This window comes from Cognataquiflexum nitidum, assembly GCF_022538055.1.
Taxonomy (GTDB): Bacteria; Bacteroidota; Bacteroidia; order Cytophagales; family Cyclobacteriaceae; genus Cognataquiflexum; species Cognataquiflexum nitidum.
Window position 1 is genome coordinate 80,793 of sequence record NZ_JAKZAM010000008.1, and the last position, 23,638, is coordinate 104,430.

Sequence of the window (23,638 nt, forward strand, 5' to 3'; positions counted from 1 at the left end):
ATTATATACATAAGAAAATTATGCATTCAATTTTTTTTTTTTTTTTTTTGTAGTGGCATTGGTGGTTTAACATTGATTAACTAACCTTTTAACATATTTTTAAAATTCTGATGGATTGCCTATGTTGAAATCAACTACCTTTGGATTAATCAAATTATTCCGTCATGAAAAAAATCTACATCTATTTATCTTTCTCGCTGTTGGTAATTATTTCCCAACAATCTTATGGCCAAGGTAAACTGAACCTTGAGCTCTACGGGGGACCGCTAAAGTCATTTAACAAAGCAATAGAGTTTCCTCAAAATTCCGATTTGAAAGTCTCTTCACTATTAGATTACCATCTTGGAGCCAACATTCTTTACAGGCTCAAGGGTCCTTGGCAATTGTCACTACAAGCCGAGGCTTTGAGGAATTCACGGATGACTACTTGGTATCCAAATTTTCCTGATGCGAATCCCCAGATCAAAGGCAGGTCATCAGAACTTTTGGGAAATTATAGTATTGGAGCAAGATATAACTGGGAAAAAGAAAAATATGCGCTTTTTGCCCAGCCTTCCGTAGGATTTACTGTCAATAATTACAGTGAAATGATTTTAAATGATTCGAATTACTTTGTTGGCTACAGTCCAAAACAGACCGCCATTGTTGGTAATGTCAGGCTTGAAGGCGGGATAAAACTGTACACGCCAAGGAAAAATTATGTTGTCTTCGGTGCAAGGTTCCAACAAGGTATTGGACAGTTAAACACTAATGGCTTCTATAATCCGTCAACAAATTTGAGAATAGAAGATAAAAGAAGAGGCTCCTATGCAGGTTTATTTATGGGCTATGGGATCAACTTTGGCAACAAAAGCAGCAGGGAACAATTCAGGTCAAACCGTCCTGAACGAAAAGATGAAAAAAGAGATCTTGCCTGGAAAAGTGGTCCCTATGTGATGGCTTCAGGATTTCTCCGCTTTAGACCTAGGTCAGAGAGAGAACCCAATCTTGAGTTTTCACATATTTCGGGAGGAAGTACTTTTACGGCAGGTTACAGATTCAATGCTTTTAGCGTGGAAACTGGGTATGCACGATTTAATGCCCAAACCAACATAGCTGTTGCAGGAACAAATGTCAACTCGAACCTTACAAATTACTTTTTGGTGACTGCTATTCCACTGACTTTCAAATATGACTTTCAGGTGGGTGATAAAAATAGGCTTCGATTTGGGCCCACTTTCTCTGCATTCTACGCTTTAGGTACCAATGGAGAAAGACTCCGAGAAGGAAGTTTCGGTGGTACAGGACCGGACGGAGAATTTAACCTGGATTTTAGAACAAATCCTACTGATCCGAAAGGTGCTATATTTTTCAATGCGGGCATATTTGCCGAAGTCCCTATCTTCAATTCAAGTTTGTTGAATTTCAAGGTTTCGCAGAATTTTGGCAGTCCAAAAGTAGGCCTGATGGATGTGACAGGAGAGGTGAACGGTCAGCCTGTGAACTTTGAGAGTTCAGGCACGCTGAATGGATTTATGCTGGAATTGGGGTATAAATTGCCGTTGAATATCTGGTTCAAAAAATAAATAACCGCAGACAAAACCTCCTTGAATGTGTACGTTACCAAATTAAAAGCAAGAATCTAGAATCAAATAATGATGTTTTTAATTTTGAAGGATTAAAATAAACCAACCTATTATCAGTTATAATAGCATGTTTTAATTTTAAACTGCCTGTTGATGAAATTAAGAGTTACTATTATTGGATTGCTATTTTTAGGTTTTGATTTGGATGGTTTTTCGCAGCGGTACTATGAAGAAGAACTGCTTTCTACCAGGATGGAGAGGAAAGAATCCCGGCAAAAAGCCAGTGTGGCAGATGGTGCCTATGTACTTTTTCAGGGGGGACTTCGGAAACATGAGAATGCAATAGGCAACGATATTTTTTACGGTGGGAATGGAGAATTCAATGGTGTAGTGGGGGTAAATTATGGTTATCGGTTAAACAATGCTTCTCTCGAAACAGGTCTGGGTTTCTTATGGCATGATCATCGGGGAAGCTATTTTCTCGAAGAGGCAGGTGAAAATTTCAGGACTTATGGGAATTACAATTCCATATTCCTTCCCCTTGTTTTAAAGTATGATGTACCTACAGGCCCATCCAAAAAATTTAGATTTGGTGCAATGGGTTCTCTCAATATTCTTCTTTATCAAACAAGAACCTGGGACCAACTGGGAAAAGACATCCAATATTTCGATTATTTTAATGATCGGGATAATTATGTGGAGTACAAGTATTATTGGGACAGGCCTAAGATATCCGGGTTTTTTAAAGCAGGATTGTATGCGGAATTTCAGGTATTCAAGTCCTCTTTTCTTAATCTCCAGTTTTCCAAAGCAATAGCTTTAAGTCCTTTAAGGACAATCACCTATGAATGGGAATATCAGGGACAGATGGGAGGTTTCACAGATGAGCTTAAAATAGATGGGTATATGTTTGAAATTGCCTACAAATTGCCATTGAATCTATTTTCAGCTACCAAATAAATTGCAGGATTTTGAAGGTCCCAGGAGAAGTGAATAGGAGTTCTTTTATGAAGCCAAAGATCCTTGCTTTTTATTTTTTGCCTTTGATACTTTTCCTCCAATCATGGGAAGTGGAGGCTCAATATATGTCTGATGACCACAGGCGCGTAGCACGGTGGCACCGACAGGAACAATACCAGAAATTGAGTAGGGAAGATGGAGGCTATTTGTTTTACAATGGTGGTTGGCGGATTGAATCAGAACCTGACAAAGTGGAAAGTTCATATTCCAATTGGAGCGGGACGCATGGTATAAATTATGGCTACCGCAAATCCAATCTCAGCTATGAGATCGGCCTGAATATTATCTATCACAGTCCGGATGATTTTTTTTATATCCCCGAATTGGACCATTCAGTTTATTCTCCACCCGGGATAACCAGCCTCATCGTCCCTATCGGTATCCGTTTCAATATTCCTGTTGGAGAAAAGGAAAAATTCAGGTTTGGAGCAAATTTCGGGGTAAATTGGATTGCCATCCCACTAGGAAAAAATAACGAATCCGGCAAGGGTGTATATTATTGGCAAGGCGATGTACCTGCTTCCGATAGGTTGGTGTACACTTGGGAAGCTGACAAGCAAAGAAGCAGGTTTTTCTTCAAAGCGGGAATTCATGGAGAGTTGCAGTTTTTGAAATCTTCCTTTTTGATATTTCAAGTATCCCGTGCATTTATGCTGAATCCATCCGTAACTTTCAATTATGAATGGACCGGTAAAGGGCAGGAGGGAAGTTTTCAAGTAGATAGTGTGATAGACGGATATATGTTTGAAATCGCCTACAAAATCCCCTTGAAAGTGTTGGGTGCCAAATTAAATAAGCAAATTGAACCATGAACTACCAAGCAATCATTGACGACATCTATCACGAATTAAAGGAACAGAATTTTGGAGGCAAAGTCGCCGACTATATCCCCGAATTGGCAAAAGTCGATCCCGATTATTTTGGGATGGCCTTGGTAGATCTGGAGGGGAAAGTCTATGGTGCCGGAGATTTTGAGGTTCCTTTTTCAATCCAAAGTATTTCAAAAGTCTTGACCTTGACGATGGTAGCACATGTCTTCAAAGATAAACTTTGGTCCAGGGTCAATGTCGAACCAAGTGGCAATCCTTTCAACTCGATTGCCCAATTGGAATTCGAAAAAGGAATCCCGAGAAACCCCTTTATCAATGCGGGAGCTCTCGTAATCACGGATGCACTCAGCACTTTACACCAAAATCCTTTGGAGGAAATCCACGCTTTCATCAACGAAATCGTGGGAAGAACCTGTGTCCAAATCGATGAATCGGTGATGAACTCGGAGATCGCCCACTCGGAAAGGAATACAGCTTTGGCTTATTTTCTTAAGGCTTACAATAACTTCGAAAATGACATCCAAGAAGTCATCAGGACTTATTGCGGCCAATGTGCCATCGAATTGTGTTGTGCGGACTTGGCAAGATCTTTCTCCTTTTTGGCCAATCATGGCTATTCGATTTTTGCAAAAAGAGAAATCCTCAGCCCTCTAGATGCCCAAAGGATCAACGCACTGATGCTGACCTGCGGATTTTATGACGAGTCGGGAGAGTTTGCTTTTCGTGTGGGCTTGCCCGGCAAAAGCGGCGTCGGTGGAGGAATTGCCGCTGTGATGCCAAATAGATTTTCTGTCGCCGTCTGGAGTCCGCCGCTCAATGAAAAAGGAAATTCTCCCAAAGGGGTCAAAGCATTGCAGCTGCTCCGGGAGAAATTAAAATATTCACTATTCGAAGAAAGAAAGCGAGAAGATTGAGATTTGAAAAATCTCTAATGCCTAGTCATTTAAATTTAGCGGTTTTTTCCGCCATGCTAACATCGGCTTCTTTTCTGATCTGCATCCGGTAATACACTAAAATTTCTTCTGCACCTGCTTCGAGAACAGCCTCTTGGGCTTGTCTCGCGATCTCCATCAGCTCATCTTGGGCTCCTTCCATGACGGTTTCAAATGGGGTGACTTCATATTTGACGCCTGATTTTTGGATGACTTCAATGGCTTTGTCCACCAAAGCAAAACTATCAAGGGTTTTGCTTTTTGGGACGATCTGAATTCCGAGGTTGATGGATTTTGACATGGTTTAGATTTGAGACTTGAGACTTGAGAAAGATGCGAGAAACGAGGGAGGTCTCCGTCACTCTGAGTGAAGCGAAGAGTCTCTATCCGAATTTGTCACTATGATAATAAGTGAGACCCTTCGTTCCTCAGGGTGACGAACCTGGTAACGCAGCGCAGACAACCCTTACAACAAATAGAACAATTACAACCAATACAACTTTTCCCCCTACCTCAAGTGCCCCTTCACTGCTTCCTTCCAGATTTTGTAGCCTTTGGCATTCATGTGGAGACGGTCTTCGACAAATAATTCCTCCTTTGGTCTTCCTGAATTGTCAAGCATTGGTGCCCAAACATCGATGTAAGTTACCTTTTCCTTGTTTTGGGCCAGCATCCTGACTTCCTCATTGAGGGCCATCATTTGACCTCTTTTCTCCCAACGGCTTGGACTCGGCTTGGTTCCGATAAAGTAAAATTCTGTTTCAGGAAATTTTGTACTTACCCTTTCCATCAGTACCGCATATTCGCTGAGCACCTGCCTGACAGGTTTGCCGGCATTGATGTCATTCTCTCCTACGTAGATAAAGATTTTTTTGGGTTCAAAATTAATGACCAGTTCATCAAGGTAAAGCAAAAGGTCATCGGTCTGAGATCCTCCAAATCCGGTATTGACGATTTTCGATTTTGGAAAGTCTTTTTCCAATGTTTTCCATAAACGAATACTTGAACTTCCGGTAAAGACAATTCCGCCTCTATAAGTTGGAAGATCTGCGTATTTGACGACCAAAGACGCAACCTCACCTGCGAATCTATTTTCCTGTGCCTGGATATTTACCAAACTGTAGGAAAAAAAGAAAACAAGCAGAAGGATCTTTGTACCAAAAGGATTTTTCATATTCAATTGTTTTTCAATAATTGCTTTAAACTTATGATGTGCCAATTTCGGACAAAAAATGAACACTTGTCAAAAATTTTCCAGATTCGGACAGAATAGTGAAAGTCAGCACCTCCCCGTGGTTTGAGAGATTTTTTTCTCCAAATCCTTTTTCTAAACCTTATTTCTATGATTCCAACCCATTTTAACCGGTTGATCTCAAAAACTCCATACTTTCGCCCGTTCTAGTTCGTTTTTTGTTAGCAGTTTTGTGTTCCAAGCAACCCCATCCGATTATGAATAAAATCACCAAATTCTTTTGGTTCTGTTCCGGTGCTTATGCCCCTCTTTTGACCAAAACACCCACCGAAACACACAAATATGTCGGTATCGGCGGAACTGTATTTTTTACTGGACTTTTGGCAGCGATTTCTGCGGGATATGCCCTCTATACTGTTTTCGAATCACCATGGTACGCCATCGGATTTGGATTGGTTTGGGGTTTGATGATCTTCAATTTGGACAGGTTTATCGTGGCAAGTATGCGCAAGCGCAACAATGCTTGGGCAGAATGGAAAATGGCCATTCCGAGATTGGTCTTCGCTGTCCTTTTGGCCATTGTGATTTCCAGACCATTGGAGCTTAAGATTTTCGAAAGGGAAATCAACAGGAAATTGGATGAGAAAAAGACCGAAATGATCGCCCAAAGTAAGGAAGCGTTGAAAGCTGGATTTTCAGAAATCAATGGATTGGAAGCCAAGAAAGACAGTTTGAAATCAGAAGTTGTTGCTGCGACAACTTTCCGGGACAAAGTCCAGCAGGAATATGATTATGAGCGCTTCGGTACCAAAACAGACGGGACAAGCGGGATAGTCGGATTGGGAAGCAATGCCAAGAAAAAAGAACAGCAACTTGACGTAGCACAAAAAGACCTAGAAGCCCTCCGTGCTGCAAATCAGGTACGTATGGACACATTGGATTCAGAAATCAGAAAACTGACGGCTTTGAGACAGGCGGAATTTGATAAGATCCAACCCAATATTGACGGATTTGATGGATTGGCAGCGAGATTGGATGCTTTGGAGATTTTGACCAAAGAGAGCAATGCCATGTTTTGGGCCAATATCATGATCATGCTGCTTTTTGTGGCAGTGGAGACCGCTCCGATTTTTGTAAAATTGATTTCTCCTAGAGGACCTTATGACGAATTGTTGGACTTGGCAGAATTGAGAGTTCAGGTATATGCCAATGAACAAACTGTCAAAACCCGGGAAAAAAGCGAACAGAATATTCAGGTATTCAGAACAGCAAATGGGGTAAGGGTGTGATTAAATGGTTTATGGTCATCTGCTACTTTCCCGGTGACTCAGTAACATTCTTAGAAAAAATTTAACACATAAATTTTACCACATAGTTCATATAGATCACATAGATCTTGATCAAATCCTTTTTTGATTTCCTTTAAAAGCTATGTGGACTATGTGTCTAAATGGTAAGCAAAAAACCTCAAAAATCAAATCCTTTTATCCAATGATTATTCCAGCATTCGTTAGGGAAAATTTACCACACAGTTCACTTAGAACACATAGATCTTGATCAAATCCTTTTTTGATTTCCTTTAAAAGCTATGTGGACTATGAGTCTATATGGTAAGCAAAAAACCTCAAAAATCAAATCCTTCAAATCCTTTTATCCAATGATCATTCCAGCATTCGTTAGGGAAAATTTACCACACAGTTCACTTAGAACACATAGATCGTGATCATTTTTTTTCACTTTAAAAGCTATGTGGACTATGTGTCTATATGGTAAAATAAAAAACCTCAAAAATCAAATCCTTCAAATCCTTTTATTCAATGATTATTTCAACTTTCGTAAGGAAATATTTACCACATAGTTCATATAGATCACATAGATCTTGATCAAATCCTTTTTTGATTTCCTTTAAAAGCTATGTGGACTATGTGTCTATATGGTAAGCAAAAAACCTCAAAAATCAAATCCTTCAAATCCTTTTATCCAATGATTATTTCAACTTTCGTAAGGAAATATTTACCACATAGTTCATATAGATCACATAGATCTTGATCAAATCTTTATGGATTATTGTAATTATTCACATCAAAATGAAGCAGTAATGGATAATGTGATGGTCAGGTTTTCTTTAAATGTCGGATTGGCATAGGGACCATATCTGTAAAATGCACCGAGTCCCCAACCCCTGTATTGGAAACCTGATTTTTGTTTGAGTATGTTGTTTAATTCAATTCCCGATTCGAGGAAACCTTTTTCCATGGTTTTGAAATCGACAAAATCATAAAACTCAGGATTACTCAAACTTCCGATAGCAAAGCTTTGGTGAAATTTGAGTTGTGGGGCAAAGATCGCCTTCCCTGCTTTTTTGTAGAACAAAGGACCTGTCTGATGGGAATAGCTGGCATGCATACTCCTGTCAGAAAGGAATTCATACAAAAACATGGTCTGTAAATATCCAGGAAATGATAGGGCAAAGTCCAATGCGTTCCTCTGACCGACATTGATACCATAACCTGAATTGAGGTAGGAAATCGGCAGGTTATCTCCCCAAATCCCATGTGCAGAAAGGTGGAATTGATTGAGAGAATTACCGGAACTCCATTGGTGTTGGAATTTGAACTCGGTATTCCAAAAATCCACATTTCCCCCAATCGCATCCGGAATGGCTTTGGACGCCCGCAAGCTGACGACGGGATAGGACATTGTCCATGATATGAGGTTGTTTCCGATTCTCGATACACTTTCTCCCCCAACAAAACGAAAGTCGATGCCTGTTTCCGTTGCCGTGAATACGCTCGGGAAATCATCCGAAGGCACTCCTGAAGCATAATTCAAAAAATTGGCCCTGTTTTCTACTGATCCGAAAAAGCCCAATCTGACGCCCTTTAAGGGCATTTGGGAAAATTCTACGGAATAGCGTTCCACTTCATCCATGCGGTCTGCAAGGAAATTTCTAAATATATTACCTGCAGAACTGAAGGAATTTGTTTTGGGCAACAACGGTTTTCCCGGTTCGGAGATGTCTTGGCTATAGTAAAAAAGTAATTTGGAGTCATATTTTTTATCCAATCTGAGTTCTGTTCCTGCTCCATATTTCCAGCCTTTGTCTCTGAATCCATACCTGAAATAACCCTCAAATCTAACTACATCGGACAGGGTTTCATTGGAAGACAGGCCCAAACCCAATCCCACACTCTCAAACCTATTGAATCTCAATACCCTGTTTGGAATCAGGTCAACAGGGCCCAATGGAATTCTTCCCGAACTCAGTTGAGTCAATAATTTGGAAGCCATATTGAGCCTTTTTTTGTCTTTTTCGGGCATATTGTCAAACCTCACATAGGTGAGATACTCCCGGGAAGTAAGGGAATCCAAACGGAGATTTCCCCAATCATAAAGGTCATTTTGAATGTCAAAGTTGAGTGCAATCGGCCCGAACTTCGTACTCCGATCTAGCTCATTGATTTGTACATCGGAGAGGAAAGTCTGGTTTGTAATCTTAAAAGCTTTCCCCTCAAATTCCATTTCCGGCGCAAGGTAGATACTGTTCAGTTGCTCAGGAAACCAATTTTTGCCATCCCAACGGTTCTTTTGTTGCAATTCAAAAAGTAGGTTTGTATCTGGGTCTGATGGTTTGATGACCATGTTTTCCAAGGCAAATTGGATAGAAGAAATGTACATCAAACCTTTACCCAATTGGTAGACTTTACCTTCTTTGGGTTGGTAGCTGATGATGTAAGAAGTGCCGATTTCATTTTGGATACTGTCTTCGAGGAAGTAATCGTATTTCCGCAACCCGTCATTGGAGAGTGGGTTGACATAAGGGACTTCAAGGATTTTGATATGGTCTGTGTAAAATGAGAAGGGCTGAAAACTGCTCGAAGCCATGGCCACAAGCGGGTTTACTATGCCCGACATTTTGGAGGCTTTGACTGTTTCGTTCCTTTTTCCGGGCTTTTTGAATACCACTTCGGAGAAGCTTTCAGTCATAAAAATGTGCCCGCCTTGGAGAAAATTTACTGTGGTATCATCCACTTCAGGCTGTTCGTTGAGCCCATCCAAAGTCATGACCATTTTATTGTAGCTCGAAAATTTGTATGAATCGAGTCTGTCAGGATTGTTTAGGTTTTTGTTGGCAATTGCTTTGCGGATGATGGGCAAGGCAGGATTTTCACCGGCAAGGATTTGTACTTCGCCCAATTCTACAGTCCGTGGTACCAAAAAAACATCCGGTCTTGACTGTAGAGCCTGAAGGGTAATTTCTTGTTGGAAATATCCGACATGTGAAATGATCAAAACCTCATTGTCTACAAACGGATCCAGTATAAACAATCCCCTGACATCGGTAGTCGTTCCCTTTCGTTCTTTTCCTTTTACCTGGATATTTACAAAAGGAATGGGTTGGTTTGTTTTTTGGTCATAAACATGACCTGATAGCAGGGATTGACCAAAAATGGTTAAAGGAAACAAAACCAACAAGGTACCCAAAAATAGTATGTGGCTGATTTTCATAGATTGAATCTCTAAACGAATTCTTATACCCTTCCAGTGTGAAAATGTTTTCCTATTTACACCAAAGCAGGTTTTAAGTGACCGGATTAGAAGTTTTGGAGGCCTTGCCCGCTAGTCATACAATTTCAGGGAAAGGTCTCCGCTTTGCCAATTATCCGCCAATCCCAAAATTGCATCTTATTTATTGGACTTATCAGCAATGAAGTCATCATTAGGATGTTGTCATTTTCTGGTATGATTCCGATTTTTTCTGCAGCAGATGGCCATATTTATGCAAAGTTCCGTCTTTATTAAGGGTATGTCACTAATTTGGATTTTTTTTGTTGGACTGATAGGTGCTGTTTGCATCAATTAATTGTTTTACAAAAAGAACAGTAAGTTTTTATGATCTTGGATTTTCTTAAAATTCCTGGTAGCGGATTCATTGTTTGACTTTTTATAGTTACTTGTCATCCGGCAGTTGTCTTTTAGAGTTTTGTGAGAAGAGATTCCAAAAAGTCGCCTACAAAATAAGCTACCAAAGCAGCGAGAAAGCCCAGCAACAAGGTTTCTGTAATGCTTTTGAGCGTGTTGGTCTGATTTACAAAACTCTTCAACCACCCCACTACTAAAAATGCGAAACCCGTAAATAAACTTGTCCAGAAAAAAAGATCAATTTCTGTGACCCAGAGCAAATCATACACATAGATCATCAATGGGATAAATCCCACCAAGATAAAAGAAACTAAGGTAGCCAATCCGATTTTGAAAGGGCTCTTGGAATCCTCCATCATATTGAGTTCATCTTTCATCATTTCATTTACCCAACGGTCCTTGTCTGACACGATGACGTCGACCACTTTTTCCAGTAATTCACCTTCAAAACCTTTGGATTGGTATATGTCGACGATTTCTTGCCTTTCTTTGTCAGGAATGTTTTCGACTTCCCAATATTCAATATTTTGGTGCTTTGTATAATTTTCTTTTTCAGACTTGGCAGAAAGGTAAGCCCCAACAGACATCGAAAATCCATCGGCAAGGAGATTGGCAAATCCCAAAATGATGATGATTGAGGCATCTAGATTTGCGCCGACAGCACCTGCTACGACAGCAAAAGTGGTGACAGCCCCATCTATGCCTCCATATACAAACTCTCTGAGGTAGTTTTGGAGATTTCCTGCAAAGCTGATTTCCTTGTGAATTTTTGCTTCCTGCATCTTCATGGTTCAAACAATATACATTCAAAAAAAATAACTTTCATTCTAAAATCGTAAAACAGGTGATTTACAGGTTTTCCATCAAAAATCTTTTCACATTCTCTCCCATGATGGATTTGATTTCTTCATCAGAAAAACCCTCTTTCATCAGTTCTTCCACGATAATTGACAAACCTGTGATATCAAAAGGCACGGCGACAAAGCCATCATAATCCGATCCAAGGGCAATATGCTGTATGCCGACAAGGTTTTTGACCCGCTTCATGCAGGCTACGATTCCTTTGATTTCATCCTCTCCGACAGCCATATCAAAAAATGCAATTCCGATAATCCCACCATTGGCTGCTATCCCTCTAATTTGATCATCAGAAAGGTTGCGAGGGGAATTCAGCACCGCACGTATACCGGTATGTGAGACCATCACCGGTTTGGTTGAAAGAGACAAAACATCATCAAACATCTTCGGGGAAGCATGCGCCAAGTCAATGATCATATTGAGTTCATTCATCCTTTTGACAACCATTTTTCCAAAATCTGTCAGGCCTTCCCCACTCATACCATGTGCTGATCCGCCTAGTTCATTGTCAAAAAAGTGGGAAGGACCAATAAGCCGGACACCTGCTTCATAAGCTTTTTCAAGATTTTCTATTTTTCCCTCTAGTGCATGCCCGCCTTCGATACCTAACAATCCTCCTATGATGTTTTTATTTGTTTTTCTCATTTCAGCCAGCCGCATTACATCTTCTCGGGATTTAATTATGATGAAATTTCCATTAAAGTCCTGTGAAAACTCCTCTAGCTGGGCAGTTTGGTAAAGGGTACGCTTCATCAGGCTAAACCAATTTGATACCGGTCTGCCCTGAGCGATATTGAGTAAAGTAATGTTGTCTGTGGCATCAGCGGTGTTGATTTCCATGTTTTGGCCAGTCGGGGTCTTTGATACCACCGTGAATACCTGCATGGCTACATTTCCTTCTTGCATTCTTGGAAAATCCACATGTCCATATTCAGACTTTTGGGTAAGGTCTCTTCCCCAAAGCAATGCATCGCAATGCAGATCCGCCACAAAGTCAAGGGAATTGAAAAGTGTCAATGCCTCGGGAGAGACCTTATAGGGGGGGAGAGATTTGACAGGATTCCCCTCTTTTTCGATTTTGGCAGGAACCACCATGGTGGCAATCCAATAGATAAGAAAAAGGCTAATTAAAGTCACAAGGGTTTGCTTCATTGTATTTGGGGCTTTAGCTTTGAATATAAGCAAAAAATAAAATATGGTTTTCTATGGCTTGCCAATAACTCAAAATTCAAGAAAAAAGTAACAAATAATCATTTTTTAGACTACCGTTGACAGTAAATAGGTTACAATGAAATTTTCACCCAAATTATATAATTTTAATAGAATGAAATAAAAATAACAAAATGAAACAACAGGGGGGAAGTGTTTTTTCGGACTCTCAATTTTCCTCCAAAACCTCCTCTCCGGTTTTGATAGGGATCAGGTTTTCAAATTCTTCCATTGTAAACAGCCTTGACCTGATCAAAAAACGGATCCCCATCGGTATTTCTATCGAAAAACTGCTGCCTCTTCCCGGTGTCACGTCCAAGGTGAGTTCGGTATGCTTCCAGTATTCAAATTGATCTGCACTCATAAAAAAATCGCAGTCATATACTTTTCCCATCCAAATGTCATTGGCGCCAACTTTGAAATCTCCCTTTTCGAAGCACATTGGCGATGAACCGTCACAGCAGCCCCCACTTTGATGAAACATAAGGTCAGTTCCAAAGCGTTTTCTTAAAGTGTCAATCACCTCCATCGCAGCCTCTGTAATCAGGACTCTTGGCAAATTGGTCGCTTGTGTCATGGTTTTTTGGTTTTATTTTTAAAGCTAATTTGACCATAGACGACGGTCCACAGTCCATACCTGTCCGCCGTGGCGGAGCCGCTACAAATGCACTTCGATCCGAGTCTTATATGGCTGGCGGCAAGGAACAACATAATTATCTATAATAACTATTTTTTGTAAAAAATGAGAAGTTTCCTCCATTCAAAGGAAACCTCTCAAATCTCAAATCTCACGTCTCAAATCTCCTTAAAAGAAGCCGAGTTTTTTCTTATTGTAAGAGATGAGCATGTTTTTGGTCTGACGGTAATGGTTGAGCATCATCAGGTGATTCTCTCTTCCAAAACCTGATTTTTTGTACCCTCCAAATGGTGCATGTGCCGGATAAGCATGGTAGCAATTGACCCAAACCCGACCTGCAAGTATCGCTCTTGGTACCTGATACAATTCATGGGCATCCCTTGACCAAAGTCCTGCTCCCAAACCATACATGGTGTCATTGGCGATGGCAATGGCTTCTTCTGTGGTTTTGAAAGTAGTCACCGAAACCACAGGTCCGAAAATTTCCTCTTGGAAAATCCGCATTTTGTTATGGCCCTTGAAAATCGTCGGCTGTATATAGTAGCCATTTTCCAATCCGGAATTCAGTGACGCTTTTTCACCGCCGCAAAGTACTTCTGCACCTTCCTGCTTTCCGATATCGAGATAGGATAGGATTTTTTCGAACTGATCATTAGAAGCCTGCGCGCCCATCATGGTATCTTCAGCCAGAGGATGTCCCATTTTGATGGCCTTGGTGCGTGCGATTACCCTTTCCATAAATACCTCATAGATGTCCTCATGGACCAGAATTCTGGATGGGCAGGTACAGACTTCGCCTTGGTTCAAAGCAAATAAAACTGCACCTTCTACCGCTTTGTCGAAGAAATCATCATCGGCATCAGCCACGGATTTCATAAAGATATTTGGGGATTTTCCGCCGAGCTCCATGGTGACAGGAACAAGATTTTCGGAGGCGTATTGCATGATCAAGCGACCTGTAGTTGTCTCTCCTGTAAAGGAGACTTTGGCAACTCTATTGGAGGAAGCAAGTGGTTTTCCGGCTTCTACACCAAATCCGGTTACCACATTAAGTACTCCCGGAGGAAGGATGTCGCCGATCAGTTCCATAAGGACCATGATGCTTGTTGGGGTTTGTTCGGCAGGCTTCACGACCGTGCAGCAGCCGGCAGCAAGCGCAGGAGCTATTTTCCATGTCGCCATCAAGAGTGGAAAATTCCAAGGAATGATCTGTGCCACGACCCCAAGCGGTTCATGAAGGGCGATGCTGACAGTATGCTCGTCGTGCTCTGAGATGGTGCTTTCGTCAGCCCTGATGACACTTGCAAAGTACCTAAAATGGTCAATTACAAGCGGCAGATCCGCAGCCCTTGTTTCCCTGAGCGCTTTTCCGTTGTCTATTGTTTCTATCCTTGCCAGCATCTCAAGATTCTCTTCGATGACATCGGCTATTTTATTCAATAATTTGCTTCTTTCAGTTACTGAAGTTTTGGACCAAGAGGGAAATGCCGCATGGGCTGCGTCTAATGCTTTTTCAATATCTGCTTTGTTGCCTCTTGCTGCTTTTGAAAATACCTTGCCATCGATCGGGGAGATGTTGTCAAAATACTCACCGGAAGAGGGGGCCACCCAGTTTCCGCCGATAAAGTGGTCATACTTTTCTTTGATGTGAGGCCTCTCTACAGGCTTCGCTTCTGATAATGTTAGTGTTGTCATGATTTAGATTATTTTGGATTGACTCAAATTTCACCCATATTTTTTCCAAAAAATCCACCAATCTGATCATGTCATCCACCTGACTTGATCAATTTGGTGTTTCCGGCCAATCCAACCCTAAAAATAAAGGAAAAGACTTTTACAATTTTGCCCTTGTAAGGCCGATTGGTTTTTGAAAATAATTCTTAATTACTAACTTTAACATTACCCAAAATATCCAAAATGCAAAATAACTTTATCGCCGGAGTCCCTTGGAGGAAGGAAAAAGACCTGAAAACACTTGTGGAAAACAGGACTACCTATACTTTAGACGATTGTGAACTCAATATTTTTGAGACCCACCAAGAGGCAAAGAATGTTAATCTGAGTTTTGGAGATCTGGTATTGACCACCATGCTCAAAGGGAAGAAGGTCATGCATCTCTTCGAAAAACCCGGATTTGATTATTTGCCCGGGGAATCTGTAATAGTACCACCCAATGAAATCATGAAAATTGACTTCCCTGAGGCCAAAATGGACAATCCTACTCAGTGCATCGCATTGTCTATCTCCAAGGAAATGATTGAAAATACCTTCAACCTTCTCAACGAAAGGCTTCCAAATAAAGAAGTAACCAAAGATTGGGGCTTGGACCTTTCTTACTTTCATTTGATCAATACCCAAGACCTTTCTGAAATTATTAACAGGTTTATCAGAATAGGGGTAAAAGAGAGGTCTAAAGAAAAAGACCTCATTGCCTCATTTGCGCTTAAGGAGCTTTTGATCAGGCTTTCTCAAACCCAAGCAAGGGAAATGTTGGAAAAAACTTATAAGACATTGTCATCCTCAAACAGGATGGCATTTGTGGTTGATTTTATTAAGGCCAATATCCGCGAAAACCTAAACTTGGATGAACTCAGTTCAAAGGCCTGTATGAGCAAGGCTCATTTTTCCAGAACTTTCAAAATGGAACTGGGCATCTCTCCGATGGATTATATCCTGAAGGAAAGGCTCAAACTTGCAAGGCACTATCTGCAAATTGCAAATTATCAGATCCAAGAAGTGTGTTTTATGTCCGGCTTCAACAATATCACTTACTTTATCCGGGCATTCAAAAGTGAATTCGGTGTTACGCCGAAGGTTTTTCAGTTAACAAAGAAATAACCAAACATCCTTTGGATATTCAAAAATTGTTAAAAAATATTTTATGGTTTTTATGGTCTTTTGATATGCTTTTGTTAAGTTTAAAAAATTTTGGTAGCGAAAAAACTTTAAAAGTTAACCATTTGCCAAAGTTTATACGGCTGTAGTCAGTTACAAATAAACCCACTCTTGGAGTCTTTTACAAAGACTCCTTTTTTTATGCCTAAAATTTTAACCTATTTTTTAATTTTTTACAAAAAATTTTGAAAATGCGGTTTAAAAATTAACCTATTTTTTGTTTTTAAATATTTTTATTTATCACCTTTCGTTATAAATACCCAACATTAAGAAATTGAGATATAATTTTCTGTATTTCAGTTAAAATTTGACCTTGGCTCCACAAAATCTTTTCGAAAACCAATAATTTTTTTAAGAATAAGTGGATAAAGTGTGATAAGGGGCTTCATTTTTGACCTGAAATTTTATTACTGCCAATGATTGTCTTGTAGATCGTAATTTGGACAGAATTTCAAATAACTCTAAGGCAAAGGAACTAAAGAGGTTGGAATTAGAAATGTTAGTGGAGATACATACAATGGATGCGGAGTGGAAAATCAATGACGGTAAATGGAAAATTCTTAATCAGGAATTCTGAATGAAATTCAGTAGAAGCCTGACCTTGGTTTTGATTGCCTGCTTGCAGTGTATTGCCGCCTGCTATAGCCGTTGGATCAAAAAAGTAATCAGGCTGAAAGGGTTTAGCCAAAGAATGAATAATGAATTAAACGCTATCCTAAAACCCAAAAAGTAAAAGGGCGTAATTCCATACTGCTAGCTATCGACACTGCCTTGAGGGGGAAGCCTAAACCTACAGCCTTTTCTTTCAAATCAAATTGTTTAATGGTATAGAACTTATTCAATAAAAATAAGTTATAAAAACTGCCTTACTATTGTCAAACGATCATAAATAATTATCAATGGAACAGATCCGAGCCTATTTCAACAATTTTTTGCCGCTCACTGACAATGAATGGGAAGACTTTTCGTCCTGCTTCAAAAAAGAAACTTATGCAAAAAAGGAATATTTGGTGCGGGCCGGTGAATCCTGCGACTTCATTGCCTTTATTGCTGAGGGTGTTTACCGCTTTTATTACCTACAGGAAGGGGAAGAAAAAGTAACTGCATTCTTTTTTCCAGGTGACTTTGTTACCAATTACAGGAGTTTTCTGACAGGCAAACCTTCTGAGCATTTTATCGAAACTTTAAAGCCATCAGTTATATATAAAATCCACAGGCAAGACCTTAATTTGCTATATGACAGACATAAAAACATCGAACGTCTTGGCAGGTATATAGCCGAAAATCTTTACCTGACTGTCGCAAAAAGGCTCGACTCTTTTTTACATGATAATCCTGAAAACAGGAACCAAGAACTTTTAAACCGAAATTCAAAACTTCTTCAGGAAGTTCCTCAATATATGTTAGCCTCCTACCTCGGTATCAAACCGGAGACTTTGAGCCGCATCAGGGCAAGAAAATAACATCTCTGATCATTTCTTGACTTTGGTCAATGAAATTCTTTTTTGACGCACCGACATTCGTACCAGTATTTACAAATAAACTATTGGTAGAATGAAAAAAACAACATTGTTGGTGGCTATTGTATTCTCTTCGGTGCTGCATGTCCACGCTCAGGAAATGTCTTCCCCCTCCAAAAAATGGGGAGCTGAAATCAACATTCTTTGGCCCATTTTTCCGGGCAACATTTACAAGGGGCAGGTAACCTACGAAACCTGGAGGAAAAATAACCTTGCAGGCGATGCCTATGTGGGTTTTCACATCAGACCAACAGAGTTTCGAGAGGATGAAGGGGATTTTGCCAATTATGCCCTGACTTTTGGATATAGGCAATTTTTTTGGAAAGGACTCCACGCGGAGATATATCAGGCTTTAGGTCCGGGGTTTAACAGTAACAATGTGATTGATGGCAAAGATTACACAAGTTGGGATTACGAAGTAGGCTTGTTGCTAGGGTACCGACTTGAACTTTTCAAACAAGAGAAACGCGAAAAAATAAAATTCAGCCCCTACCTCAGCACGCAGCATGGCTTTTACTATGTCGCCGCCAAAAGTAACCCCCACCCGATAAGGAATTTTGAAGAGGAGCAGCCGGTTTATGTGGGCACTCTCAACTTGGGTATAAGGTTTTAGACTCCTGCTACTTTGATCGCTTCAAGTCCATTTCATTTCCTTCATTATAAAACCAAATTTCCAATAAAAATGAAAAGTGGAGTCCAGAAACCACAATTAAATAAACGGGGCCAAACCGAAAAGCCATAGGAGTAGGACTAAAATCTATAATTTTATGAAAAAAACAGTTTTAAATCTGATTTCCGTTTTGACTTTCTCTCTCCTGTTATCCTCTTGCTACTCCCTTACCTATTCGGTAGGAAAAGGACCACAAACGGGAATTGATGTAAAAGAAAAAAACCACTACTTTGTCTATGGTCTAGCCAAAGGCAAAACTTCCGACCCAACCAAGATGGCTGGAGAAGCCGAAGATTATGAAGTGAACATTTCCCACACTTTTGTAGATGGCTTCATTTCTGCAATTACGTTTGGGGTTTATAACCCTACCACCACCAAAATCACCAAGTGACAGCGTTTAAAGCTTTACAGTTCAAAAGGAGAAAAAGTAATTGCCTTAGCCCGAGAAGGTCAATGCTTCCAATGCCAAAGCTATCTATCAAGACCTGAAAAAGAGCTTTGAAAGCAAAAGGAAAAGTGGAACTAGCACTGTCACAGTGCCAAAATTTGATTGCTATGTTGGATAAACTCCATTTATGCCGGACCGTTTGGTTCGGCTTTTTTTTGTCAACCACAATAAATCCAGAGAAGCACATCTGACCCTCGACATTGGACCTCATGTCTAGAGGCCCTTTAGCAGTAGTTTTTGAAGAGGCGAGAAGCTAGAAAAAATGAAGAATTCAGAATGGGGAATTCAGATTGAATGTTTGTGAAGACACAAACATTGGCGGGGAAGAAAGGGGAAAAAATGATGAATTCAGTATGAGGAATGAAATTCAGTAGCAGCGTGTCCTTGGTTTTGATTGCCTGCTGCTTTAGTGTACTGCCACCCGCTTTGGATGTTGGATCAAAAAATAGGCATTATCTTTTTTGTACATAAAATGAAAATTCCGGCTTTTAGAAAAGTTGTTAGATGCCTAAAATCAAGTTAAATTATAAAAATATTTTATAACAAATATTAAAAACATAAAGTTTTATTTATGTGATTTATATTGGAATTTTGTTTAAACCAAATCAAATCCTCCATATGAAAAAAATTACAATAGCCAAAGGCGACGGTATTGGGCCGGAAATAATGGATGCCACATTGGACATTATTTTGGCAGCCGGCGCCAAAATTGAAATTGAAGAGATTGAGGTAGGCGAGAAAGTATACCTTTCCGGCAATACCTCAGGGATAGCAAATTCCTCTTGGGATATTATTCGGAGAAACAAGATTTTTTTGAAGGCTCCGATTACTACGCCACAAGGTGGCGGATACAAAAGTCTGAATGTGACCACAAGGAAGTTTTTGGGACTCTATTCAAATGTAAGACCCTGCAGAAGCTTACATCCCTTTGTATCTACAAAACATCCTGTGATGGATGTAGTGATCGTCAGGGAAAATGAGGAAGATCTTTATGCAGGGATAGAGCATCAGCAGACTGATGAGGTCATCCAATGCCTCAAGCTTATCAGTAGGCCTGGTTGTGAAAAAATTGTCAGGTATGCATTTGAGTATGCCCGACAACAGAATAGAAAAAAAGTGACCTGCTTCACCAAAGACAATATCATGAAGCAGACAGACGGGCTTTTCCATAAAGTTTTTGATGAAATCGCAAAGGAATACCCCGAAATAGAAAACGAACATTGGATCATAGATATCGGCGCGGCCAAATTGGCGGATAGCCCGGAAGCGTTTGACGTGTTGGTCATGCCAAATCTTTATGGGGATGTACTATCTGATGTAGCCGCACAGATCACAGGTTCTGTGGGACTAGCGGGATCGGCAAATATCGGAGAGGAATGCGCTATGTTTGAAGCAATTCATGGTTCAGCACCGCGAAGGGCAGGCCAAAATATCGCAAATCCTTCGGGGCTACTTCAAGGTGCCATCATGATGCTCAATCACATCGGGCAGTCAGATGTAGCAGAGAAAGTACAAAACGCATGGTTAAGGACCATAGAGGAAGGCATTCATACTTACGATATCTACAAAGAAGGTGTAAGTAAAGAAAAAGTAGGAACCAAAGAATTTGCGGCCGCTGTAATCGCCAGATTAGGTCAGAAACCACAGGTATTCTCTGCGGTCCATTATGATAAAAACATTCCCATGGTATTACCTAAATACAAGAAAAAACAACCTGCTAAAAAGGAATTGGTAGGGGTTGATGTTTTTGTCCATTGGAACGGCACCAATGCAGATGAGTTGGCAGGCATGGTTCAGAAATTAAACTTCTCAGAAATCAAGCTTTCCATGATTACCAATCGGGGCATCAAGGTTTGGCCCGAGGGATTTGAAGAAACCTTCTGCACAGACCATTGGAGATGTAGATTCAAGCCAACAAATAGCGGGACGCTATCCAAAGCAGATATCATTGAACTGCTTTCAAGGGCTTCCCAATTTGATATAGATGTGATCAAAACCGAAAACCTGTACTTCTTTGATGGGGTTCAAGGTTTTTCTCTTGGACAAGGCCAATAGAATGAAAGTAAAACAAGAATCCATGTCGTTTAGATAAGCTTTTCATTATATAAATCTTTTCCAAAGTTGGGTCCTGACCATAAAAATCTTAAAACATCCATTCCAAACTTTGAAAAAGTTTATCGAATCCCCGCTAACTACCTACCCGATATTGAAATAGGAATGCCTGAAAACAAAAAGGGTGCGGATATGAATCTGCACCCTTTTTGTTTTTAATAATTTATAAATGCACTCTATTGCCACAAACAATATTGTGATTCAGATTCAGATTCTGTTTTTTCCTCTTTCTATTTCTTTTCAAAAGTGGCGAGGTCTGCAAAATGTATGTTTTGAAACGAAACAAGTGGAGTGGATGCCTTGGTATTGTTTATTTCATTAAAGGCACCTCCATTTTCCAAATGGCTGATATCAAAGTTAGCCGTAAAATTATAATCCAATTACCAGAGACATTGCAATCAGAAAAGGCTGCAATGGGCTTTTTTGGAAAGCTGAGTTAGAATCGGAGATCTCTAACATTATTTTCAAAGCCAAGCATGAAATTTAGTCTAATCTGAAATCAAATCCATTGAAAGGTGAATAAACAATAATATGAATATCTGCAATGTCGCAGGTTGGGTTTGAAAGGACTTTGTAGGGTGCGATTACTTGTTCATGTACGTGGGTCCGCTGTCCACAGCACCGCTAATCGTTCCCCAACCATTATTTGTTTGGCTGCGTGCACTAAAGCGGGAACCCGTAAATGATAATCAACATTATTTCAATCTCTAAAATTTCCTCAATTGGATTTTCAGATCTGTACCAAAAATCACATTGCCGGGGATTTGCTTTTTATTTCTTTAACTTAATTTTTGAATCCTGATATCCATGAAAAAGCTGTTTTTTTACCAAAATCGGGCTATTTAAATACGCTGTTTCATGTTTTTTTGAAATGGAAAGCGTTAAATTACATAAGGAAATACGGAAGGATGAAGGCATATCAATCTTGAAAAATTGAAATTATGATGGGTGCAAAAGGTGACTTGAAAGGACTGTTGGCTGCCAATTTTTCTCAGTTTGAAAAAGAATTGTTTGAAGAAATAGTCAAAGAGGGACAGCTCGTCCTATTTCCAGAAGGTGAATTGATGATGGATATCGGACAGCGGGTCGAGCAGATTCCCCTGATAGTACAGGGGACAGTGAAAGTTTTTCGGGAAGATGAAGCCGACCATGAGATTTTCCTTTATTACCTCAAAGAAGGTGAAGCATGTGCCATTACGCTGATATGCTCCGAGCGGGAAGGGTATTCCAAGATCAAAGCCATACCCATAGAGGACACGATCGCCATCACGCTTCCCATCAAAAAACTCGACGAATGGATGTTCAAGTACAAATCCTGGTACTACTTTGTCATGGACAGCTATCAGGAAAGATTCGAAGAACTCCTCAAAGTCGTGGAGGAAATCGCCTTCCACCAAATGGACGAAAGACTGCTCGCTTACCTTCGAAAATGGGTCGAAGTCAACCATTCCCCAACCATCAAAGCCACACAGCAGCAGATTGCCAATGAACTGAACACCTCCCGCGAGGTGGTGGGGAGGTTGCTCAAAAAACTGGAGCAAGACGGAACAGTCAAAATCGGCAGACATCAGATTGAAGTCATAAAATAAACTGAAAATGGAATTTATAGATTATTATAAAATCTTGGAGATTGATAAAAATTCCTCTCCCGAGGATATCAAAAAAGCCTACAGGAAGCTTGCAAGGAAATATCACCCCGATCTCAATCCCAATAATAAGGAGGCTGAATCCAAATTCAAACAGGTCAACGAAGCCAATGAGGTACTCAGTGATCCGGAGAAAAGAAAAAAATACGACCATTACGGAAAGGATTGGAAACATGCCGAGGAGTTTGAAAAAGCAGGTCAGAGACAGTCCCGCCCAAGGGAACAGGCAAGTAGCAAGGCATATTCAGGACATTATACAGAAGAAGACTTTTCGGATTTTTTCAGTTCTATGTTTGGAGGCGGTGGCTTCCAAAGTTCGGGTAGGGAAAATCTAAAATATAAGGGAGCGGATTATAAAGCCGAACTCCACCTCAGGCTCTCGGATGTCTACCAGACCCAAAAGCAAACATTGACAGTGGATGGGAAAAATATCCGCTTGACTATCCCGGCAGGAGTAGAAGATGGGCAGACGATCAATATCCGGGGCTATGGAGGGGAGGGAATGAATGGTGGACCATCCGGGGACCTGTATGTCAAGTTTGTGGTCAAGAATGACACCGGCTTTGTCAGGGAAGGGAATGATTTATATGTCAAAGTCAATGTAGACCTATACACAGCGATCTTGGGAGGGGAAATCACAGTGCCCACGATGGATGGCAAAGTCAAACTCAAACTCAGCCCCGGAACGCAAAACGACACCAAAGTCAGGCTCAAAGGCAAGGGTTTTCCTGTTTACAAGGAAGAAGGAAAATTTGGAGACCTATATGTGACCTACAAGGTAGAAATCCCAAAAAACATTACGGAGCAGGAAAAATCACTTTTCGAACAATTAGCCAAACTCAGAAACCATGGTACCATCTAACCACATCAGCATCCACACTTTCTGCCAATACCATGGCATAGAATCGAGATTGATTTTCACCTTTCAAGAACTTGGCTTGGTAGAAATCGTCGAAGAGGAAGCCGGGTTTTTTCTGGAAGAGGAGGCCTTTAGCCGGATGGAACAAATCGTGAGGCTGTACAAAGACCTTGACCTCAACCCTGAAGGGGTGGAGGTGGTGATGGGGCTTTTGGGCAAAATAGAGCAACTGCAGGAAGAAAACCTCTCCCTGATCAGAAAATTGAGAAAATGGGAGAAATAGGCACATCCCATTCCAGATATTAAATCATTCCTTTCAGGG

Annotated in this window: 21 protein-coding genes; 13 read left to right on the forward strand and 8 right to left on the reverse strand. The window is 40.4% G+C overall.

Annotated features, from left to right (window positions below):
- Nucleotides 1-164: 164 nt before the first annotated feature.
- The 4 genes from MMU07_RS07220 to MMU07_RS07235 all read left to right on the forward strand — a co-directional run bounded on the left by MMU07_RS07220 (nt 165) and on the right by MMU07_RS07235 (nt 4,329).
- Nucleotides 165-1,565, forward strand: a complete 1,401-nt coding sequence (locus tag MMU07_RS07220) for a hypothetical protein (protein WP_241125180.1) — start codon at nt 165-167, stop codon at nt 1,563-1,565.
- Between the two features lie 153 nt (nt 1,566-1,718).
- Nucleotides 1,719-2,525 (forward strand): hypothetical protein, encoded by an 807-nt coding sequence (locus MMU07_RS07225; RefSeq protein ID WP_241125181.1) that lies wholly within the window; start codon nt 1,719-1,721, stop codon nt 2,523-2,525.
- Nucleotides 2,526-2,572: 47 nt separating this feature from the next.
- Complete coding sequence (locus MMU07_RS07230; protein ID WP_241125182.1) at nt 2,573-3,397, forward strand: hypothetical protein; 825 nt, start codon at nt 2,573-2,575, stop codon at nt 3,395-3,397.
- Nucleotides 3,394-4,329 (forward strand): glutaminase, encoded by a 936-nt coding sequence (locus tag MMU07_RS07235; RefSeq protein ID WP_241125183.1) that lies wholly within the window; start codon nt 3,394-3,396, stop codon nt 4,327-4,329. Before MMU07_RS07230 ends, MMU07_RS07235 begins: the two co-directional genes overlap by 4 nt.
- A gap of 25 nt (nt 4,330-4,354) precedes the next feature.
- Here MMU07_RS07235 and MMU07_RS07240 read toward each other — a convergent pair whose 3' ends face one another.
- Together MMU07_RS07240 and MMU07_RS07245 are read right to left on the reverse strand one after the other, a co-directional pair.
- Complete coding sequence (locus MMU07_RS07240; protein WP_241125184.1) at nt 4,355-4,648, reverse strand: thiamine-binding protein; 294 nt, start codon at nt 4,646-4,648, stop codon at nt 4,355-4,357.
- A 207-nt stretch (nt 4,649-4,855) separates the two neighbouring features.
- A complete protein-coding gene (locus MMU07_RS07245; RefSeq protein WP_241125185.1) occupies nt 4,856-5,521 on the reverse strand; it encodes a GDSL-type esterase/lipase family protein in 666 nt (221 codons plus the stop codon).
- Nucleotides 5,522-5,796: 275 nt separating this feature from the next.
- Between MMU07_RS07245 and MMU07_RS07250 the strand changes: the two genes are divergently transcribed.
- Nucleotides 5,797-6,828: a DUF4407 domain-containing protein gene (locus MMU07_RS07250; RefSeq protein ID WP_241125186.1), complete on the forward strand. Its 1,032-nt coding sequence runs from the start codon at nt 5,797-5,799 to the stop codon at nt 6,826-6,828.
- Between the two features lie 793 nt (nt 6,829-7,621).
- Here the strand turns inward: MMU07_RS07250 and MMU07_RS07255 are convergent.
- The 5 genes from MMU07_RS07255 to MMU07_RS07275 all read right to left on the reverse strand — a co-directional run bounded on the left by MMU07_RS07255 (nt 7,622) and on the right by MMU07_RS07275 (nt 14,861).
- The gene (locus tag MMU07_RS07255) at nt 7,622-10,048 is read right to left on the reverse strand and encodes a DUF5686 and carboxypeptidase-like regulatory domain-containing protein (protein WP_241125187.1); all 2,427 of its coding nucleotides are present in this window, start codon (nt 10,046-10,048) and stop codon (nt 7,622-7,624) included.
- A 467-nt stretch (nt 10,049-10,515) separates the two neighbouring features.
- Complete coding sequence (locus MMU07_RS07260; protein ID WP_418884507.1) at nt 10,516-11,244, reverse strand: VIT1/CCC1 transporter family protein; 729 nt, start codon at nt 11,242-11,244, stop codon at nt 10,516-10,518.
- A 67-nt stretch (nt 11,245-11,311) separates the two neighbouring features.
- Nucleotides 11,312-12,472, reverse strand: coding sequence for a dipeptidase (locus tag MMU07_RS07265; protein WP_241125189.1), 1,161 nt, complete (start codon nt 12,470-12,472; stop codon nt 11,312-11,314).
- A gap of 226 nt (nt 12,473-12,698) precedes the next feature.
- On the reverse strand, nt 12,699-13,106 hold the full coding sequence (locus tag MMU07_RS07270) for a DUF779 domain-containing protein (RefSeq protein ID WP_241125190.1): 408 nt from the start codon (nt 13,104-13,106) through the stop codon (nt 12,699-12,701).
- Between the two features lie 228 nt (nt 13,107-13,334).
- A complete protein-coding gene (locus MMU07_RS07275) occupies nt 13,335-14,861 on the reverse strand; it encodes an aldehyde dehydrogenase family protein (protein WP_241125191.1) in 1,527 nt (508 codons plus the stop codon).
- Between the two features lie 222 nt (nt 14,862-15,083).
- Here MMU07_RS07275 and MMU07_RS07280 point away from each other — a divergent pair, with 222 nt between their 5' ends.
- Nucleotides 15,084-16,004, forward strand: coding sequence for an AraC family transcriptional regulator (locus MMU07_RS07280; RefSeq protein WP_241125192.1), 921 nt, complete (start codon nt 15,084-15,086; stop codon nt 16,002-16,004).
- Nucleotides 16,005-16,560: 556 nt separating this feature from the next.
- Here MMU07_RS07280 and MMU07_RS07285 read toward each other — a convergent pair.
- Nucleotides 16,561-16,749, reverse strand: a complete 189-nt coding sequence (locus MMU07_RS07285) for a hypothetical protein (RefSeq protein WP_241125193.1) — start codon at nt 16,747-16,749, stop codon at nt 16,561-16,563.
- A 211-nt stretch (nt 16,750-16,960) separates the two neighbouring features.
- Here MMU07_RS07285 and MMU07_RS07290 point away from each other — a divergent pair, with 211 nt between their 5' ends.
- The 7 genes from MMU07_RS07290 to MMU07_RS07320 all read left to right on the forward strand — a co-directional run bounded on the left by MMU07_RS07290 (nt 16,961) and on the right by MMU07_RS07320 (nt 23,599).
- On the forward strand, nt 16,961-17,524 hold the full coding sequence (locus MMU07_RS07290; protein ID WP_241125194.1) for a Crp/Fnr family transcriptional regulator: 564 nt from the start codon (nt 16,961-16,963) through the stop codon (nt 17,522-17,524).
- Nucleotides 17,525-17,615: 91 nt separating this feature from the next.
- Nucleotides 17,616-18,194: a hypothetical protein gene (locus MMU07_RS07295; RefSeq protein ID WP_241125195.1), complete on the forward strand. Its 579-nt coding sequence runs from the start codon at nt 17,616-17,618 to the stop codon at nt 18,192-18,194.
- Between the two features lie 154 nt (nt 18,195-18,348).
- Nucleotides 18,349-18,642 (forward strand): Bor family protein, encoded by a 294-nt coding sequence (locus MMU07_RS07300; RefSeq protein WP_241125196.1) that lies wholly within the window; start codon nt 18,349-18,351, stop codon nt 18,640-18,642.
- A gap of 675 nt (nt 18,643-19,317) precedes the next feature.
- On the forward strand, nt 19,318-20,754 hold the full coding sequence (locus MMU07_RS07305) for an NADP-dependent isocitrate dehydrogenase (protein ID WP_241125197.1): 1,437 nt from the start codon (nt 19,318-19,320) through the stop codon (nt 20,752-20,754).
- 998 nt (nt 20,755-21,752) lie between these two features.
- A complete protein-coding gene (locus MMU07_RS07310; RefSeq protein WP_241125198.1) occupies nt 21,753-22,400 on the forward strand; it encodes a Crp/Fnr family transcriptional regulator in 648 nt (215 codons plus the stop codon).
- A 7-nt stretch (nt 22,401-22,407) separates the two neighbouring features.
- The gene (locus MMU07_RS07315; protein ID WP_241125199.1) at nt 22,408-23,319 is read left to right on the forward strand and encodes a DnaJ C-terminal domain-containing protein; all 912 of its coding nucleotides are present in this window, start codon (nt 22,408-22,410) and stop codon (nt 23,317-23,319) included.
- On the forward strand, nt 23,306-23,599 hold the full coding sequence (locus MMU07_RS07320; RefSeq protein ID WP_241125200.1) for a chaperone modulator CbpM: 294 nt from the start codon (nt 23,306-23,308) through the stop codon (nt 23,597-23,599). Before MMU07_RS07315 ends, MMU07_RS07320 begins: the two co-directional genes overlap by 14 nt.
- Nucleotides 23,600-23,638 lie beyond the last annotated feature (39 nt).

Excerpts from the sequence above, each read along its gene's own strand:
- MMU07_RS07220 (WP_241125180.1), top strand. The coding sequence starts at position 165 with ATGAAAAAAATCTACATCTATTTATCTTTCTCGCTGTTGGTAATTATT.
- MMU07_RS07225 (WP_241125181.1), top strand. The coding sequence starts at position 1,719 with ATGAAATTAAGAGTTACTATTATTGGATTGCTATTTTTAGGTTTTGAT.
- MMU07_RS07230 (WP_241125182.1), top strand. The coding sequence starts at position 2,573 with ATGAAGCCAAAGATCCTTGCTTTTTATTTTTTGCCTTTGATACTTTTC.
- MMU07_RS07235 (WP_241125183.1), top strand. The coding sequence starts at position 3,394 with ATGAACTACCAAGCAATCATTGACGACATCTATCACGAATTAAAGGAA.
- MMU07_RS07240 (WP_241125184.1), bottom strand. The coding sequence starts at position 4,648 with ATGTCAAAATCCATCAACCTCGGAATTCAGATCGTCCCAAAAAGCAAA.
- MMU07_RS07245 (WP_241125185.1), bottom strand. The coding sequence starts at position 5,521 with ATGAAAAATCCTTTTGGTACAAAGATCCTTCTGCTTGTTTTCTTTTTT.
- MMU07_RS07250 (WP_241125186.1), top strand. The coding sequence starts at position 5,797 with ATGAATAAAATCACCAAATTCTTTTGGTTCTGTTCCGGTGCTTATGCC.
- MMU07_RS07255 (WP_241125187.1), bottom strand. The coding sequence starts at position 10,048 with ATGAAAATCAGCCACATACTATTTTTGGGTACCTTGTTGGTTTTGTTT.
- MMU07_RS07260 (WP_418884507.1), bottom strand. The coding sequence starts at position 11,244 with ATGCAGGAAGCAAAAATTCACAAGGAAATCAGCTTTGCAGGAAATCTC.
- MMU07_RS07265 (WP_241125189.1), bottom strand. The coding sequence starts at position 12,472 with ATGAAGCAAACCCTTGTGACTTTAATTAGCCTTTTTCTTATCTATTGG.
- MMU07_RS07270 (WP_241125190.1), bottom strand. The coding sequence starts at position 13,106 with ATGACACAAGCGACCAATTTGCCAAGAGTCCTGATTACAGAGGCTGCG.
- MMU07_RS07275 (WP_241125191.1), bottom strand. The coding sequence starts at position 14,861 with ATGACAACACTAACATTATCAGAAGCGAAGCCTGTAGAGAGGCCTCAC.
- MMU07_RS07280 (WP_241125192.1), top strand. The coding sequence starts at position 15,084 with ATGCAAAATAACTTTATCGCCGGAGTCCCTTGGAGGAAGGAAAAAGAC.
- MMU07_RS07290 (WP_241125194.1), top strand. The coding sequence starts at position 16,961 with ATGGAACAGATCCGAGCCTATTTCAACAATTTTTTGCCGCTCACTGAC.
- MMU07_RS07295 (WP_241125195.1), top strand. The coding sequence starts at position 17,616 with ATGAAAAAAACAACATTGTTGGTGGCTATTGTATTCTCTTCGGTGCTG.
- MMU07_RS07300 (WP_241125196.1), top strand. The coding sequence starts at position 18,349 with ATGAAAAAAACAGTTTTAAATCTGATTTCCGTTTTGACTTTCTCTCTC.
- MMU07_RS07305 (WP_241125197.1), top strand. The coding sequence starts at position 19,318 with ATGAAAAAAATTACAATAGCCAAAGGCGACGGTATTGGGCCGGAAATA.
- MMU07_RS07310 (WP_241125198.1), top strand. The coding sequence starts at position 21,753 with ATGATGGGTGCAAAAGGTGACTTGAAAGGACTGTTGGCTGCCAATTTT.
- MMU07_RS07315 (WP_241125199.1), top strand. The coding sequence starts at position 22,408 with ATGGAATTTATAGATTATTATAAAATCTTGGAGATTGATAAAAATTCC.
- MMU07_RS07320 (WP_241125200.1), top strand. The coding sequence starts at position 23,306 with ATGGTACCATCTAACCACATCAGCATCCACACTTTCTGCCAATACCAT.